This window comes from Neptunomonas sp. CHC150 (assembly GCF_030397555.1).
Classification (GTDB): domain Bacteria; phylum Pseudomonadota; class Gammaproteobacteria; order Pseudomonadales; family Balneatricaceae; genus Neptunomonas; species Neptunomonas phycophila.
This window is the reverse complement of sequence record NZ_JAPNXU010000009.1, coordinates 51,010-66,789: the sequence shown is the minus strand read 5'-3', so window position 1 is coordinate 66,789 and position 15,780 is coordinate 51,010. Positions and strand designations below refer to the sequence as shown.

Genomic DNA, 15,780 nt, shown 5'->3' with positions numbered 1-15,780 from the left:
CTCCAGTGGTTTGTTAATTATACCTTTCTACACCTAATCCCGCAGGATCAATATCCGGTGTACGGCCTGTCATTACATCGCAGACATAACGTGCAGATCCGGCCGCCATCGTCCATCCCAATGTACCATGACCGGTGTTCAAGAACAGGTTGCCATATTGTGTAGCACCCAGCATTGGCGTGCCGTCAGGAGTCATTGGGCGTAAGCCTGTCCAAAACTCTGCTTTTTCTAGATCGCCACCACCGTTAAACAAATCCGTTACCACGAAATCTGCATTTTTACGACGATCAGGCTTCAGGCTCAAATCGTAACCAGTCAGTTCGGCAGTACCTCCTACACGAATACGATCATCAAAGCGGGTGACCGCCACTTTGTAAGTTTCGTCCATGACAGTGGAAACCGGCGCGCGCGATTCATCAATGATCGGCAAGGTCAATGAGTAGCCTTTAACAGGATAAATAGGCGATTTAATACCGAGTGGATTAAGTAGCATAGGGCTGTAACTCCCTAATGCCACCACATAACGATCAGCTGTCATTAGCTCGCCGTTATTCAGCTTCACACCTGTGATATTACCTGCTGTGTGCTGTAAAGATGCGATCTCTGTATTGTATTTAAAAACCACACCCAATGATTCACAAACCGCTGCGAGGCCTTGAGTAAACTTAAAACAATCGCCAGTAGCATCACCCGGCAAACGTAAGCCGCCGACTATTTTTTCTTTGACATGGGCCAATGCAGGTTCTGCAGTGACACATTCAGCCTGACTCAATGACTCATAGCGCACACCACACTCTTCCAGGATAGCGATGTCAGCTTGTGCTGCTTCGACCTGTTTATCCGACCTAAATACTTGCAAGGTACCGCCAGAGCGGCGATCATAATCAATAGCGTTATCAGCGGTGATCTCATTTAAGCAATCACGGCTGTATTCAGCTACTCTTAACATGCGAGACTTGTTAATACGATACGCATCTTGTGAACAATTGCGGAGCATCTGAAACATCCATTTTAGAAAAACGGGGTCCAGAGAAGGTTTGACGCGAAGCGGCGCTAAGTCCTGCATCATCCATTTAATAGCTTTTAATGGTACGCCAGGTGCAGCCCAAGGCGATGAATAGCCCGGTGATATTTGGCCGGCATTACCGTAACTGGTTTCCAATGCCGCTGCTGGCTGACGATCAACCACGGTAACTGCATGACCTTCTTTTGCTAAATAATAGGCTGTAGTTACACCTACAACGCCGCTTCCCAGTACGATTATGTTCATTTTTAAGCCCCAAAACCTAAACAAGATATAATGCTAGAATAAACTCAATTCTCAAAAAATAAATATCGTATTTAATGTATAATTCAGCTTATTCAACTAAAAAACAAAGCCATAACAGAAAAATAACATGAGAAAAATAGATCGAATTGATCGGAATATCTTAACCACACTTCAAAAGGAAGGTCGTATCTCATATACCGATCTTGCGGACAAAGTCGGCTTATCGACAACACCCTGTATTGAGCGCGTTAAACGCCTTGAAAAAGACGGCTTCATTGAAGGCTATTTCGCACGCCTCAACCCCGAAGCAATGGGATACACCATGCTGGTATTTGTTGAAATATCGTTATCCTACCAATCCCCAGATGCATTCGAAAAATTTAATCGCGCAGTTAACCTACTACCCTACATTATGGAATGCCATCTTGTATCGGGTGATTCTGACTACTTGCTTAAGGCTCGCATCAAAGACATGTCGGAATACCGAGCCTTGCTGGGCGATATGCTATTGACCCTACCCGGCGTTAAGAATTCAAAAAGTTATATTGTGATGGAAGAAGTCAAAGAATCCTTTAACATCCCAGTCCCTACACCTTAACTTATTTACTGAGCGGTATCTTAGTCTAATGCAACGAGCCGATGTTCTCTTAGTAGAACGCCAACAAGCCAAAACGCGCACCCACGCCCAACGCTTAATCAAACAAGGCCATGTCCTCCTAAAAACAGGGACAACCACACAGCCACTTACCAAAGTGGGCCTTAAAGTGTCTCCTGATTGTGAGCTTATCGTAACGGCTCAACCGGATAAGTACGTCTCGCGCGGCGCTATCAAATTGGAGGGTGCACTCGCGGATTTTGGAATTGAGGCAACTGGCAAAGTCGCAATTGACGTAGGCCAGTCTACTGGCGGTTTTACCGACTGTTTACTCCAGCACGGCGCAAAAGCTGTTGTGGGTATCGAAGTAGGACACGACCAATTGGATGTGAGCTTGCGCAATGACCCGCGTGTTACGTGTTACGAAGGGATGAACGCCAGATCCCTTCCTGCAGACTTACTAGAGCATACTCTACCTCGTGGTGAAGGGTTTGATATTGCAATGATGGACGTGTCCTTTATTTCGCAAACTAAAATTCTCCCCTCGCTTACGCCCTTACTAAAAAGCAACGGTCATTTAATATCGTTAGTTAAACCACAGTTTGAAGTAGGCAAAGCCGGGATAGGTAAAGGCGGAATAGTTAAAGACGCGAGCCTCTTCTTGCAAGTCGAGCATGTTATCCGCACAACCTGCCAAGAGCTCAACCTCAAGGTGCTTGGTTATATGGAAAGCCCTATTACCGGCGGTGATGGGAATCGAGAATTTCTTTTGTGGGCGCAAAAAAATAATGACTAATTTACAGAAGCTAACGCTAAACCACACCGTAACAGAAGCCTCACCTAGCGCCTGCAAACTACTAGCAACTATTTCAGGGTTACCTAAAGGCCGCATTAAAGATGCAATGAATAAAGGGGCTGTGACAATCAAGCGCGGGAAAAAAACGCTGAGATTGCGTAGAGCCGAAACAGCGGTCAAACCCGGCGAAGAATTAGGATTACACTATGATGCGGCGTTGCTTAGCTTGAAAGCCCCTCAGGTATCATGTCTTGAAGACCGCATGGGCTATTCGGTCTGGTTCAAACCTGCAGGAGTCATGTCGCAAGGCAACCAGTTTGGCGATCATATGTCCATCTTACGTATTGCAGAAATTCAATTGGGTATGAAGCGCGAGGTCTTTTTAGTTCATCGGCTAGATCGTGAAACGCGTGGCCTAATGATAATTGCCCACAACAAGAAAATGGCAGCTGTACTATCCAACATGTTTCAAGAGCACAAGATCACTAAACGCTACCGAGCCATCGTCAAAGGAAAAGCACCTGAGAAGATAACGATCGACACTCCACTGGATGGTAAGCCCTCTATTACGCATGTCACGCGCATCGCGTACGAGGAAACGTTAGATACAAGCGAACTAGATATCACACTCGAAACCGGTCGAACCCATCAAATACGCCGTCATTTAGCTTCAATTGATCATCCAATTATGGGTGATCCTAAATACGGTAAAGACAATAAAAACAGGCAGGGATTACAACTGGTTGCTTATGCTCTTGAATTTATGTGCCCGATCAAACGGCAACAAGCGATATTCGCATTACCAGAACCTTTCCCACGCAAACCTTAGGCTAATGAACATTAACGATGAAGCAGCTAAGCTCATCGTTAATGTTACCGCTATTTCTCCTAATCTATTTAAAGCACACGGCTTCGCAAAAACTGCTTATACTCGATACGCTTTCACCATGTTTTCTAATTGATTTGCCATCGCCAACAAATTATCAGCGGCAGAACCAATCTCACTTGCAGCCGAGGAAATTTCAGTTGAGTTACTGTCTATATCAGTAATGCTTGACGACACATCTTTGAGAACGTGCGATTGTTCATCTGAAGCACTGGCTATTTGATTCGCCACATTCGTGATCTCATTAACTGATAACACAATTTGCTCCAATGAGTGTTCGACGTTATTGGTCCGCTCAACGGTATGCGTCATTTTCTCATGGTTAGCTTCTACCAGAGTAAAAGCAGCCTCGACTTCACTTTGCAAGTCTTGAATAATAGTGGCTATCTCGGTAGTGGATGTCTGTGTACGCTGCGCTAGCGTTCGGACTTCATCTGCCACAACGGCAAAACCACGGCCTTGCTCCCCTGCTCGCGCAGCCTCGATGGCCGCATTAAGAGCAAGCAGCCCCGTTTGATCTGATACATTATTGATTACCTCGACCACATTAGAGATATTAATACTACTGGCATGCAATTTACTGATAAGGTCACTCAGTTGTTGAACATCTCCTGCTAACTGGTTTACCGACTCGACTGACGCTCTCACAACATCATGCCCTTCGTGTGCAATGGCACTGGCCTGATTTGCCTGTTCCGCCGAATGCTGCGTATTCCCAGCCACTTGTTGAACGGCCGATGTTAACTCTTCAACAGCAGCGGCAACTTGCGTTGTTTTTTGTTGCTGAGCAACAAGCTTAACAATACTGCGGTTTGCCACGTCACTTGTCTCTTTAGCAATCCCAACCAAGGTGTTGCAACTTTGCCCTAAACGCGACATTGAATCGGAAAAATTAGAAAGCGTTTTATTCAATCCTATCGCTACTTGCCCTAACTCGTCTTCACTGTAAACGGTTACACGTTTAGTGAGATCATTCTCATCAATTACAGCCTTCATTACCTCGACTAACGAACGGACTTGTCGGTTAAGCTGCTTCATTATTTTGGTGGTTAGGATAAGCGAGCTAGCAAGAATTAAAACTAACAATCCAATCAAAATAACCAGCTTGATAAAAGCCGTTTGTTCATGTGATTTAGCTATATTTATTAGGTCGGTAGCAATGGCGTCTTCCATTACTTTAAGTTGGTTTATACGGTCGGTGGCTTGAGAAAACCAATACTTTGCATCCACAGCAAACCCGCCATCAGCCTCCTTCTCTTTAGCCAATGCGCGTAAACGCATAACTTCTTTCACAGAGGAGCTTGATGCCATTGCTGACAAATCTTTTATCATCGACGGTTTAGCAAGCCCACTGAAGGTTCGCATGTAAGTGTCCTGCTCCGTCACTAATGTGATAAAACGAGAATACAAACCAGGTGCAAATTTATCCGCCCCGAATACGTTACTTAATACCGCACGTTCAATTCCTGCGCGCTCTTTACTTTGAAGGTAGCTTGAATAAGCAATGGAGTAGCGTGTTAGTTCAACATCCTTACTCTCACGAGCGGTAATTTCAGCTGACGTCAAAAGCGATTTATTGATCTCTGTATAATACGCTAATGCGTCTTTAAGAGAGACATTCAAACTATCAACGCTGTTACGCACACTCGCTAGCGTTTTTAGCTCGGACTGTACATAGTGAGCCAACTCTTTTTGCTCTGCATCATCAATCGGGTTTTCAATAATAAAAGCTTCCCAGTGGCTTTTGGCGATATCCGTTTGTGCCCTTTGTTTAGATAAAGCAGCGGCAAAGACTTGACCTTTAGAACCGATAAACCCGGCCGTTGCTCCTCGCTCTTTTTGTAGCTCATGGACCAACTCACTGTTCATGCGGGTTAAGCTCATATTTGCGACTAGGTTTTCACTATCCACGGCGTTAACCCACGCCTGAGATAGCTCATCAGCAATCAGTAGCGCGCTAACGATGAGCGGAATTGACATCAACAAAACCAGTTTATTTTTGAATTGTAAGTTTTTCATATCAGCCCATCCATGAACGTTTTTGGCATTAAGGGAGGCCTCAACGTCAAATTAACACGCCATGTCTTCCAAAGTTTTATGAATGAAACATTAACGACCAGCCACTAAAAATCTTTAGCTATTCTAAAATAAGCGTAGAAGAGGTATTCCAATACATCAAAAAAGTAGCTGCTATGATCTATACAGAGTAATGGAACGTACATTTCGATAATGTGATTTAAGGACAACAACATGCCACACAGAAACACGCAACCCGTACCTTCTTATAAAATCCCTGTGGGTATCAGCGCCTGTCTATTGGGTGATAACGTCCGTTTTAACGGTGGGCATAGTCAATCTCAACTCTGCATGAAAACGTTTGCGAACTATTTTGATTACGTTAAATTTTGTCCAGAGGTAGCCGCGGGCTTCCCTACACCAAGGCCTAGCATGCGGCTAACAGGTAATCCGGACGACCCTGTCTTACGTTTTACTAATGACCCTACTAGTGAACTGACCGAGCAGTTTATTCAGGGATATCAAAACAAAGTTGAAAATTGCGGCGAGTTAGATGGGTATATATTAATGAAAAACTCGCCCAGCTGCGGACTAGAACGGATTAAAATTTACCAAGAAAATGGCCATCCGCATCAAACGCGTGGACGCGGTTTATTTACCAAGGCGTTAATGGAAAAATACCCGTTACTACCGGTTGAAGAAGAAGGCCGTCTGAATGACGTGCACCTGTGCGAGAACTTTATTATGAGGGTTTTTGCGCATTATCATTTTCGTAATGAAGTGCTCGCCCAGCCAACCTACGCAAACTTGCTCAAATATCACAGCAGCTACAAATATCTATTAATGGCTCATAGCCAGCAGGCCTACAAATCACTTGGAAAACGCTTAGCAACAGCTGCCAATGAACCTCTTGATGAGTTGCTGGTGGAATATCAAACCACGTTTATGAAAGCAATCGAGCACCCGGCCAAACGCGGATCGCATTGCAATGTGCTACTTCATATTTTGGGCTACCTCAAAAAGACGGTTCCCGGCGAAGAGCGACAAGATATTGCTGATGTGATCGAACAATATCAACGCGGCGAAGTTAACCTAACAACACCTGTTACTCTATTGCACCATTATATAAAACGCGACGGAAGTGATTATATCCGCGCGCAGCGATACCTAGAGCCCTATCCTGCAGCGCTAGGGTTAAGGAACCATGTATGAGCCAAGCGCCTGTAATTTTTTGGTTTAGGCAAGACCTTCGCTTAGCTGACAACCCTGGCTTGTGTGCAGCAATTGATGCTGGGCAAGTTATTCCTGTTTATATTCTGGATGATGTAAACTCAAAGCCTGCCATGGGTAGCGCAAGCCGCTGGTGGCTGCACCATTCTCTTTCTTCATTAAATGCCTCATTGAGTAATAAGCTCAATTTTTATAAAGGTGACGCGCACCACATTTTGCTCAAGTTAGTCCAGCAAAATAACGTCAAAGGCGTTTATTGGAATCGCTGTTACGAACCTTGGCGTATGCAGCGTGACACACAGATCAAAGAGGCTTTAAAAAAAGAACTATCAGTTGAAGCACACAGCTTTAACGGCTCGCTTTTGTGGGAACCTTGGCAAATAGCCAAAAAAGATGAAACCCCTTACAAAGTATTTACGCCTTACTATCGTAAAGGGTGTTTAAACGCGGTCCCTCCACGTGAGCCGCTGGCTAAACCACCGCTTGATGAAGCCTCGCTGCATTGCTTACTCTCAAGTAGCGAAACACTCAATAGTCTAGCGCTTGAGCCTCAAATTAAGTGGGACGACATGCTTGCACCGCACTGGGAAATTGGCGAAACAGGTGCAAATAATCGACTACATGCTTTTTTAAATCAGTCTTTACAACACTATAAAAGTGGACGGGACCAACCCGCCCTACTGGACACTTCTCGCCTATCTGCACCGCTACACTTTGGTGAAGTATCACCCAATACTGTTTGGTACTCAGCGCTGCAAACGGGTGCCGCTATTGGTGATGAGAAAAATCTAGATACGTTCTTAAGCGAAATAGGTTGGCGGGAATTCTCTTATTATTTGCTGTACCACAACCCTGAGATTACTTGGAAAAACCTACAGTCAAAGTTTGACGCCTTCCCTTGGAAAAAAGAGTCCACCAGCCCTGAACTAAAGGCGTGGCAACAAGGCCGCACAGGCTACCCTATTGTGGATGCTGGTATGCGCGAGCTATGGCAAACGGGCTATATGCACAACCGAGTTCGTATGATTGTGGGATCGTTTCTCGTTAAGAACTTGCTTCATCATTGGCACTTGGGTGAAGCGTGGTTTTGGGATACGCTTGTAGATGCTGACTTAGCCAGTAACAGTGCCAGTTGGCAATGGATAGCAGGATGCGGGGCCGATGCCGCGCCCTACTTTAGAATTTTTAATCCTGTACTCCAAGGTGAAAAGTTTGATGCTCAAGGCGAATACATACGCACGTATATCCCTGAGCTAAGCGCATTACCGAATAAATACATACATAAGCCTTGGGAAGCCCCGGTTGACGTGCTTAACAGCGCTAATATCGAGCTTGGACAACACTACCCTGAGCCTATTGTAGAATTGAAAGCATCCCGTCAAAGAGCACTGGATGCGCTAGCGTCAACCAAAGAGCCATAAAAAAATGCCACACGCTTCCAACACAACACCATCAATTAGTAATGCCATTATTCGCATTACCAACCTACGCTTACGTACTTACATTGGCTTTAACCCCGAAGAACGCGAAAAACAGCAGGATGTCATTATTAACATTGTTATTCATTATCCTGCCGAAAATGCTTACGAAACCGACAACGTACAAGACGCTCTTAACTACAAAACCGTCACAAAAAAAATCATTAAGCATGTCGAAGACGGACGATTCTTATTGCTCGAAAAACTCGTAGCTGATGTGTTAGAGATTTGCACAGAACACCACTGGGTCAAATTTGCTGCCGTTACTATCGACAAGCCCCATGCTTTGCGGTTTGCAGATTCTGTTTCCCTCACCTTGGAGAAACATTGTGACTCAATCTAATCCGCAAGCTCCCATTCTTATTACGGGTGTAGGTAAACGTATCGGCTTAGCTATTGCCAAACATTTATTAGCTCAAGGCCAGCCCATTATTGGCACTTACCGTACACATTATGAATCAATAGACGAGTTACAGGCCCAAGGCGCAGAACTCTATTGCTGCGACTTATATGATCAAGCCGCCGTACTGAATCTAATCAACACATTAGACGAGCAGCACCCAACACTCAGAGGCATTATCCATAACGCCTCTGATTGGATCCCTGAAAGCAGCAACTTGCCGCCTGAAGTTGTTTTTCAGAAAATGATGCAAGTACACGCGGGGGCTCCTTATGAGATCAACCGTTTGCTATCAGATAAGTTGCTCGCCTATAGCGGTGAACACGCCGATATTATTCATATGACTGATTATGTAGCCAGCAAAGGCAGCAAAAAGCACATCGCCTATGCGGCAAGTAAGGCGGCTCTCGATAATATGACATTATCATTTTCTGCCCAGCTCGCTCCTCGTGTTAAAGTGAATGCCATCGCACCTGCGATGATTATGTTTAATGATGACGATGATGATGCATATCGCGCCAAAACACTTAAGAAATCACTCATGGAAATAGCACCCGGTACAGATGAGATTCTTGAGGCTGTCGATTACCTTTTAAAAAGTCGCTATGTCACAGGAAGAACACTCCATGTTGATGGAGGCCGCCATCTTAAGTAGTAACCAACACCATTTTTGATGCCTTAACCCTCTGTAATTACTGGATTGAGGCGTCAATTATCCATTCTTTACCGACTGTTTAGATTTACTCATCTATGCCCTCTGACTCTTCAAAATAAATCGTGCATTATTTATACAATGTATATTGCGCACCTACCAAAGCGACACTACAATTCGCTTTAATAATTAACGACCTCACAGCACCTTATCCTAGGTGTCTGACCCTGAAGTTTTTAGACAATTAACGTACGATCCGACTGAAGCTCGGGGAGTCTTTTGTGCCACGCACAATAGAGGTATTCACATGGAACAAACAACACTGATCGGCCTGATTGCAGCTTGCTGCACCACCGCAGCATTCATCCCTCAAGTGATTCAAATCATTCGTACGGGTAATGTCGATGGTATTTCTTTACACATGTATTCAATCTTTACTTTTGGTGTATCGATGTGGCTGGTCTATGGCTTGATTGTTCAGGATCTTCCAATGATCCTAGCTAACTTGATTACGTTAATACTCGCGGCATCCGTTTTAGGCCTAACCATTTACAAACGCCTGAAAAAGCCAACTCAGGTCACCACAATGGATCTTGCACCTAACGCTTAATTCATGTGCACTGCTCCCAACGCTCATAAAAAAAGCCCTGATATCAGGGCTTTTTTTTAGCTGTTATTCGAGCGCTCAACTGGCAGCTTTTTCTTTGTCCGCTTCAATAATCCATTCGTGATCAGGGTCGTTATGAAAGATCCAATTACGAGAAGGTCCTGCCATGACATTTAAGTAATAAGAATCATAACCATGTGGTGCACCAACAGGATGGTAACCTCTAGGTACCATGACTACGCCATGATTTTCCACACTCATTGTTTCATCAATGCTGCGATCATCGGTATACACCCGCTGAAAAACAAAACCACTTTCAGGGTTTATGCGGTGATAATAGGTTTCCTCTAGATGCGTTTCATGCGGCGCATTATCGGTATCATGCTTATGTGGCGGGTAACTCGACCAATTGCCATCCGGCGTAATGACCTCACATACAAGCAAACTATCCGCTGGCAGATTACCAAACAGAATATTGCAGACATGCCGCTGATTTGTACCGATACCACGTGTTTCATAGCTACACATATCAGGTGTAATCAGACGCGTTGGATAATTACCAAAACCCGGAGCCTTGCAGACGGCCAACTCTAGGTCAGTTGTAGCTGTTACACTGAACTGATCGTCGTTAGGCACATAAACGGCGTAAGGCGCTTGTTGCTGAAAGACACTCATACGTTCGCCGATATCTAAAAACTCATCAGTTTTTGTTTTTACGTTCGCCTTTCCTGTTACCAACACTAGACACACTTCTTTATCTAGCGTGGGTAAACTTAGCGTCTCGCCTTTAGATAATTGGTACGCTTCAAAGGTAACATACTGCCATCCAGCTTTTTCCGGTGTAACACGCTGGATACAACCATCGGCATCAGGCTGGGTGGCTTTTGAGAGAAGTCGTGACATAAATACCTCGCTTATAAGATAACCGCTTTGCCGGTTTCTAATGACGCCAGCGCCGCATCCGCAAGCACGATAGATTGAACACCATCATGTGTATTCGCCACTGGTTGAGCCTTGCCGTTAATGCAGTCCACAAAATTATTAAGCTCGATACGATAAGCCGCTTCGTAGCGCTCTAAAAAGAAATGTTGTGGTTTTTGAGCAACCACACCGTTATCCCCTGACAAAATCAAATTTGACTCAAGCTGGTTAGTGATCTGCGCCATACCTTTAGAACCATGTGCCTCGACTCGCTGATCGTATCCATAAGCAGCGCGACGGCTACAACTAATTTGGCACAACTTACCGCTGGCGGTTTTTAAAGTAACCAGCGCACTATCTACATCACCTGCTTTCCCAATTTCGGGATCGACTAAACAACTGGCGGTTGCAAATACTTCTACGGGTTCTTCATCAAGCAACCAACGTGCGACATCCAAATCATGGATCATCATGTCACGGAATAAACCACCCGAAACTTTTATATACTCTACCGGTGGCGGTGATGGATCGCGGCTCGTTAGTGACAGCATTTCAAGCTCACCAATACTGCCATTCTTGATAGCTTCTTTAATGGCTGCAAACTGTGGATCACTACGGCGATTAAAACCAATACAACAAATTACACCGGCTTTCTCCACGGTTTCGAGACACTCACGAACACGCTTAATGTCCAAATCAATGGGCTTTTCACAAAAAATAGCTTTGCCCGCACGTGCCGACGCTTCGATTAAATCGGCATGGGTATTAGTAGAGCTGGCAATGATCACACCGTGCAGCTCAGGGTCAGCTAGCGCCTCTTCTGTACTAACAACCTTAGCACCGTATTTATCCGCTAACTTTTTAGCCGTTTCAGGAAAAGCATCCACAACATAACGAATACTTACATCAGGATTTAATGCCACATTATCGGTATGAATAGAGCCAATTCGGCCTGCACCAAATACACAAAGGTTTATCATTTTTTTATTCTCCTTTACGCAGGCGCTTGGAAAAACCGTTACGCCTGCTGCTTATCAAGCTTATATGCCAACCCTATTGATAAGGTTTGCGCTAAACATAAAGATGACGATAGCGAACGGAATGAATGCACATTGGCTTCTTTCACGACAAAACACACCGACGCCTCTGAGGCTAACGGGCTGATTTCACTATCGGTAATTACAATTAAGGGAACACCTTTCTCGACAGCTGCTTTTGCTACATCCTGAGTTTCAGCCGCATAGGGGTGAAAACTAATAGCGATCAAAGCATCTTCGTGCGACAGCGTTCCCGCTTGTTCCCGATACATGCCACCTACGCCATCGATCAAGTAGGCTTTACGATCAATATGACGCAATGCATACGAGATATAACTGGCCACAACAAAAGCGCGCCTCACACCAACGATATGCGTTGATTGTGCGTTGGCTAATATATCAATGGCGCGATCAAGGTCTTCTGAAGGTGTGATATCCGCTAAATGTTGTAATGCACGTGCATTGGCATCAACAAAATGCCCCAACAATTGAACCGGAGTATCATCTCCCTCGTCCCCCAGCTCCTCACGAGCAATTCTTACCCGCTCTTGATAGCTCGGAGCCTCTTCTATTAATTGTTGCTGAAACAAGCGTTGCATCTCGCTAAAGCCGCTGTAACCAAAGGCATTAGCAAAGCGCACTAATGTTGATGGATGAACACCTGCATTCTTTGAAATAACCGCTACGGTTCCAAATGCAATTTCATTCGGGTGTTCCAGCAAGTACTCTGCAACTTGACGTAAACGCTTGCTCAGTTTCGGATGCTGTTCAGTGATCGCTGTTTTAAGATCAGACAACGATCCTGGGGCCTTATCTAGCATAGTTCGCTCGCTTTTCTACTAATTTTATTTATTACTTATAGTAGACATATCATACTCTAATAGAACAAATTTTCTAAAAATAAGAGCAACAACTGTATAAGCTTATGGGGTAAACAGCCTTGAAGCTCTCTTCCCGACGCTTCACTTATGCCCGAGCAATCTAACTAACATAGCCACAACAGCAACACTTACCTGTTATTTTTTAAACCTAGTCATCACATAAAAAATAAATTCTATTTTTAATTTTTTGGAATATTTTTTCCAGAATCTTATTTTTAAAACCTAATGTCAAGATTAATTTAATCCATAAAAACTAAGCTAATCGTAAGCGATGCCCATGCAGGCTTACCTAACCTATCTACTAGCCCCCAACAAACAAGAGAGAAGACTCTCCAATTAATAAAATTTATTTTCCAAAGATTGCAAACAAAGAATAAAAATTCTAAATTAGACTGGCTTGCCCTCGAGAGCAGCCCCAAAAAAATAACAACAAGCACAATCGGATTTGCTCCATGACTCTCATTAAAAAACTCAATATAGGTTTCCTTAACTCTAGTTACAGAGCAAAAGCTACGTGGGCACAGCTCATGTTAAAGCCTGTAAAAATGCATCTACTGCTTTTCCGCTTGGTACGGAAGGCCCAATGAGCACACTACAACCATTACGTATTGTATGAGACCGTAAAAAACGGAGCCGGGTAACTTTACGCTGAGGAGAACCCGCGCCGTTATTAAAACCAAGGAGAAGAATATGAATAACTGGTTTAAAAAAGGACTCGCTGTAACAGCAATCAGCTTATCCTGCAGCACGATGGCTGACACCCAAATCGGCATTACCATGACATCGTTCGACAATCCGTTTCTTACCATTTTGCTTAATGGGATGAAAAGCAAGGCAGCGCAATTACCTGACATCGATTTGCAGATTGAAGATGCGAATTTAGATATCGGCCGACAGCTGAATCAAGTTCAAAGTTTTATAGCCAGCGGTGTTGATGTCATTATAGTAAATGCCGTCGATGGAGATTCCACCAGCGCGATTACCAATATGGCTGCTGAGTCTAATGTTCCACTGATATATATTAACCATCCACCGGCAGACCTTAACAGCCTCCCAGATGGGATGACATTTGTAGGCTCTAATGAACTGGACTCAGGCACTATGCAAACCGAGGAAGTCTGCCGCTTACTTAACGGCAAAGGCCAAGCGGTTGTCATCATGGGGCCATTGTCCAACCATGCGGCTCACACTCGAACTGAAGATATCATGCAAGTACTTCAAAGACCTGAGTGCAATGGCATTACGATCACCGAAAAACAGGTAGCCAACTGGTCGCGTACTGATGCACACGATTTAATGACTAACTGGCTAACAGCGGGTATCGAATTTGATGCGGTTATTTCCAACAATGATGAAATGGCTATTGGTGCTATTCAAGCTTTAAAAGCAAGCGGCCGTGACATGGATGATATTGTTATTGCCGGCATAGATGCCACGCCGGATGGCCTAGCTGCAATGAAAGCCGGTGACCTAGACATAACCGTGTTTCAGAATGCAACTCGACAAGGTGAAGTCGCTATCGAAAAAGCGGTTAATTTAGCAGCGAGTGAGCCTGTTGAAAAACAAATTTGGATCCCTTTTGAGCTGGTCGTACCCAGCAACCTGGCAAACTATCAACCATAGTTCAACCATAGTTCAACCGCAGCCTACGGTGCGATCGTGCACCTAGGCTGTTACACTTATGGTGGCTACCCAAGCTTATGTGCGTACGAGCTTTCAATATGTTCCGATCAAACCGAGAGGCAATATGCGAGATAACGATCTAATTTTTTTTCGGCCTATGTGGCGTCGTGTTGCAGTTACTCTCTTCTGTGTTGCATGGGCGGCGGTCGAGTGGTTAACAGGGCAACCTTTTTGGGGAATTATAGCCTCAGGAGTCACAGCCTACTGTGTGTGGGTACTTTTCTATAATTACAAAGACCCAGAAGCTGAAAATACTTCTGATTCATAAACATGTCCAAACGCCCAACCATTCATGATTTAGCAAAAGCGGCAGGCGTTAGCGCTGCCACTGTAGACCGTGTACTCAACAGCCGTTCGCGCGTAAGAGAAGCGACCGCGCAACGCGTGTTAATGGCGGCAGAAGACATTGGCTACCACGCCGCCGGTTTGCTAAAACAACGCTATCAAGCTACCCGCCCTCATAAACGACTAGCTATTTTATTGCAGCGAAGCAATGATTTCTTTTATCAAGCGTTCGGACAAGCTTTCAAACAAGCGATCAGCGAAGAACGACTTTTTCACTGGGAAGCTGACATAATCTTTATGGATGAAGTTAGCCCTTCATTTATCAATGAACAGCTCTCATTGGCCAATCAAACCGCTGATGCAATTGCGATTGTCACCATAGACCACTCGATTATTAATCAGAAAATTGATGAGATCAGAGCCTCGGGCAAGCCCGTCATTACACTTTTATCTGAATTATCTAACCACAACTGCACAAGCCACATTGGATTAGATAACCGTAAAGCTGGTCGCAGTGCAGCCTGGGCCTTATCGCGGCTAACCAAACAGCCGGGCGAGATTGGCATATTATTAGGCACTCATCGTTACCATAATCAGGAAATCGCAGAAATTAGCTTTATTAGCTATTTTAGAGAAATAAACCAAGGCTTTACTGTTTTACCCTCTATTATCAATCTAGATGATGAACGCTTAGCCGCAGAAGCCACAGCTCAATTGCTGGCCGATCATCCAAATTTAGTGGGCATATATAGTGCTGGCGGTGGTGTTAAGGGGATGCTGCGAAGCTTGCGCGCGGAGCCTCGCGGAAAAGGCTTAGTGGTGGTCTGTAACGAGCTCATGCCTGAAACACGCCAAGCCCTCACCGATGGCTATGTCGATCTTGTGCTTTCGACGCCAATCGACAAATTAGCACACCAAACAATCCAGATGTTTAGTAAAGCAATGAGCAATCGATCTGAGCCTAGATTTGCACCGGTGCTAGTGCCCGCTGAAATCTACATGCAAGAAAATATCTAGCGCCGGGCACAGCCGTATTTAAAATA

The 15,780-nt window shown here is 44.6% G+C and carries 16 protein-coding genes; 11 read left to right on the top strand and 5 right to left on the bottom strand.

Annotated elements, in window-relative coordinates:
• Positions 1–13: 13 nt before the first annotated feature.
• Positions 14–1,270, bottom strand: a complete 1,257-nt coding sequence (locus tag OW491_RS11110; RefSeq protein ID WP_075180011.1) for a D-amino acid dehydrogenase — start codon at positions 1,268–1,270, stop codon at positions 14–16.
• A gap of 127 nt (positions 1,271–1,397) precedes the next feature.
• Here OW491_RS11110 and OW491_RS11105 point away from each other — a divergent pair, with 127 nt between their 5' ends.
• Genes OW491_RS11105 through OW491_RS11095 form a run of 3 tightly spaced genes read left to right on the top strand, consistent with a single transcriptional unit; the run spans position 1,398 to position 3,490 of the window.
• On the top strand, positions 1,398–1,868 hold the full coding sequence (locus OW491_RS11105) for an Lrp/AsnC ligand binding domain-containing protein (protein WP_075171940.1): 471 nt from the start codon (positions 1,398–1,400) through the stop codon (positions 1,866–1,868).
• Between the two features lie 28 nt (positions 1,869–1,896).
• On the top strand, positions 1,897–2,661 hold the full coding sequence (locus OW491_RS11100; protein WP_290036012.1) for a TlyA family RNA methyltransferase: 765 nt from the start codon (positions 1,897–1,899) through the stop codon (positions 2,659–2,661).
• Complete coding sequence (locus tag OW491_RS11095; RefSeq protein ID WP_290036010.1) at positions 2,654–3,490, top strand: RNA pseudouridine synthase; 837 nt, start codon at positions 2,654–2,656, stop codon at positions 3,488–3,490. Before OW491_RS11100 ends, OW491_RS11095 begins: the two co-directional genes overlap by 8 nt.
• A gap of 96 nt (positions 3,491–3,586) precedes the next feature.
• Here the strand turns inward: OW491_RS11095 and OW491_RS11090 are convergent, their stop codons facing one another.
• Positions 3,587–5,566 carry a methyl-accepting chemotaxis protein gene (locus tag OW491_RS11090; RefSeq protein WP_290036008.1) on the bottom strand — a complete coding sequence of 660 codons (1,980 nt, stop codon included), beginning with the start codon at positions 5,564–5,566 and terminating at the stop codon, positions 3,587–3,589.
• A gap of 231 nt (positions 5,567–5,797) precedes the next feature.
• Between OW491_RS11090 and OW491_RS11085 the strand changes: the two genes are divergently transcribed.
• The 5 genes from OW491_RS11085 to OW491_RS11065 all read left to right on the top strand — a co-directional run bounded on the left by OW491_RS11085 (position 5,798) and on the right by OW491_RS11065 (position 9,933).
• Positions 5,798–6,775 (top strand): DUF523 and DUF1722 domain-containing protein, encoded by a 978-nt coding sequence (locus OW491_RS11085; RefSeq protein WP_075171936.1) that lies wholly within the window; start codon positions 5,798–5,800, stop codon positions 6,773–6,775.
• Positions 6,772–8,214: a deoxyribodipyrimidine photo-lyase gene (locus tag OW491_RS11080; protein WP_290036007.1), complete on the top strand. Its 1,443-nt coding sequence runs from the start codon at positions 6,772–6,774 to the stop codon at positions 8,212–8,214. The genes OW491_RS11085 and OW491_RS11080 overlap by 4 nt, the downstream gene beginning before the upstream one ends.
• A 4-nt stretch (positions 8,215–8,218) precedes the next feature.
• Positions 8,219–8,614 (top strand): dihydroneopterin triphosphate 2'-epimerase, encoded by a 396-nt coding sequence (gene folX / locus OW491_RS11075; protein ID WP_170870324.1) that lies wholly within the window; start codon positions 8,219–8,221, stop codon positions 8,612–8,614.
• A complete protein-coding gene (folM, locus tag OW491_RS11070; RefSeq protein WP_290036006.1) occupies positions 8,601–9,326 on the top strand; it encodes a dihydromonapterin reductase in 726 nt (241 codons plus the stop codon). Before folX ends, folM begins: the two co-directional genes overlap by 14 nt.
• A 304-nt stretch (positions 9,327–9,630) precedes the next feature.
• Entirely contained in the window at positions 9,631–9,933 is a 303-nt protein-coding gene (locus tag OW491_RS11065) for a SemiSWEET transporter (protein WP_075180018.1), read from the top strand.
• Between the two features lie 75 nt (positions 9,934–10,008).
• Here OW491_RS11065 and iolB read toward each other — a convergent pair whose 3' ends face one another.
• Genes iolB through OW491_RS11050 form a run of 3 tightly spaced genes read right to left on the bottom strand, consistent with a single transcriptional unit; the run spans position 10,009 to position 12,709 of the window.
• Positions 10,009–10,833, bottom strand: coding sequence for a 5-deoxy-glucuronate isomerase (iolB, locus tag OW491_RS11060; RefSeq protein WP_075180019.1), 825 nt, complete (start codon positions 10,831–10,833; stop codon positions 10,009–10,011).
• 11 nt (positions 10,834–10,844) lie between these two features.
• The gene (gene iolG / locus OW491_RS11055; RefSeq protein WP_341217955.1) at positions 10,845–11,831 is read right to left on the bottom strand and encodes an inositol 2-dehydrogenase; all 987 of its coding nucleotides are present in this window, start codon (positions 11,829–11,831) and stop codon (positions 10,845–10,847) included.
• Positions 11,832–11,869: 38 nt separating this feature from the next.
• Positions 11,870–12,709, bottom strand: a complete 840-nt coding sequence (locus OW491_RS11050; protein WP_075171930.1) for a MurR/RpiR family transcriptional regulator — start codon at positions 12,707–12,709, stop codon at positions 11,870–11,872.
• Positions 12,710–13,459: 750 nt separating this feature from the next.
• Here OW491_RS11050 and OW491_RS11045 point away from each other — a divergent pair.
• From OW491_RS11045 to OW491_RS11035, 3 genes are all read left to right on the top strand, one after another.
• Positions 13,460–14,392: a sugar ABC transporter substrate-binding protein gene (locus OW491_RS11045; RefSeq protein ID WP_290036004.1), complete on the top strand. Its 933-nt coding sequence runs from the start codon at positions 13,460–13,462 to the stop codon at positions 14,390–14,392.
• A gap of 124 nt (positions 14,393–14,516) precedes the next feature.
• Positions 14,517–14,720 carry a hypothetical protein gene (locus OW491_RS11040; RefSeq protein WP_075173451.1) on the top strand — a complete coding sequence of 68 codons (204 nt, stop codon included), beginning with the start codon at positions 14,517–14,519 and terminating at the stop codon, positions 14,718–14,720.
• A gap of 2 nt (positions 14,721–14,722) precedes the next feature.
• Positions 14,723–15,754 (top strand): LacI family DNA-binding transcriptional regulator, encoded by a 1,032-nt coding sequence (locus OW491_RS11035; RefSeq protein WP_290036002.1) that lies wholly within the window; start codon positions 14,723–14,725, stop codon positions 15,752–15,754.
• Positions 15,755–15,780 lie beyond the last annotated feature (26 nt).

Bases quoted from the DNA above. Each gene is read 5' to 3' on its own strand.
- OW491_RS11110 (WP_075180011.1), bottom strand. From the start codon at position 1,270: ATGAACATAATCGTACTGGGAAGCGGCGTTGTAGGTGTAACTACAGCC.
- OW491_RS11105 (WP_075171940.1), top strand. From the start codon at position 1,398: ATGAGAAAAATAGATCGAATTGATCGGAATATCTTAACCACACTTCAA.
- OW491_RS11100 (WP_290036012.1), top strand. From the start codon at position 1,897: ATGCAACGAGCCGATGTTCTCTTAGTAGAACGCCAACAAGCCAAAACG.
- OW491_RS11095 (WP_290036010.1), top strand. From the start codon at position 2,654: ATGACTAATTTACAGAAGCTAACGCTAAACCACACCGTAACAGAAGCC.
- OW491_RS11090 (WP_290036008.1), bottom strand. From the start codon at position 5,566: ATGAAAAACTTACAATTCAAAAATAAACTGGTTTTGTTGATGTCAATT.
- OW491_RS11085 (WP_075171936.1), top strand. From the start codon at position 5,798: ATGCCACACAGAAACACGCAACCCGTACCTTCTTATAAAATCCCTGTG.
- OW491_RS11080 (WP_290036007.1), top strand. From the start codon at position 6,772: ATGAGCCAAGCGCCTGTAATTTTTTGGTTTAGGCAAGACCTTCGCTTA.
- folX (WP_170870324.1), top strand. From the start codon at position 8,219: ATGCCACACGCTTCCAACACAACACCATCAATTAGTAATGCCATTATT.
- OW491_RS11065 (WP_075180018.1), top strand. From the start codon at position 9,631: ATGGAACAAACAACACTGATCGGCCTGATTGCAGCTTGCTGCACCACC.
- iolB (WP_075180019.1), bottom strand. From the start codon at position 10,833: ATGTCACGACTTCTCTCAAAAGCCACCCAGCCTGATGCCGATGGTTGT.
- iolG (WP_341217955.1), bottom strand. From the start codon at position 11,831: ATGATAAACCTTTGTGTATTTGGTGCAGGCCGAATTGGCTCTATTCAT.
- OW491_RS11050 (WP_075171930.1), bottom strand. From the start codon at position 12,709: ATGCTAGATAAGGCCCCAGGATCGTTGTCTGATCTTAAAACAGCGATC.
- OW491_RS11045 (WP_290036004.1), top strand. From the start codon at position 13,460: ATGAATAACTGGTTTAAAAAAGGACTCGCTGTAACAGCAATCAGCTTA.
- OW491_RS11040 (WP_075173451.1), top strand. From the start codon at position 14,517: ATGCGAGATAACGATCTAATTTTTTTTCGGCCTATGTGGCGTCGTGTT.
- OW491_RS11035 (WP_290036002.1), top strand. From the start codon at position 14,723: ATGTCCAAACGCCCAACCATTCATGATTTAGCAAAAGCGGCAGGCGTT.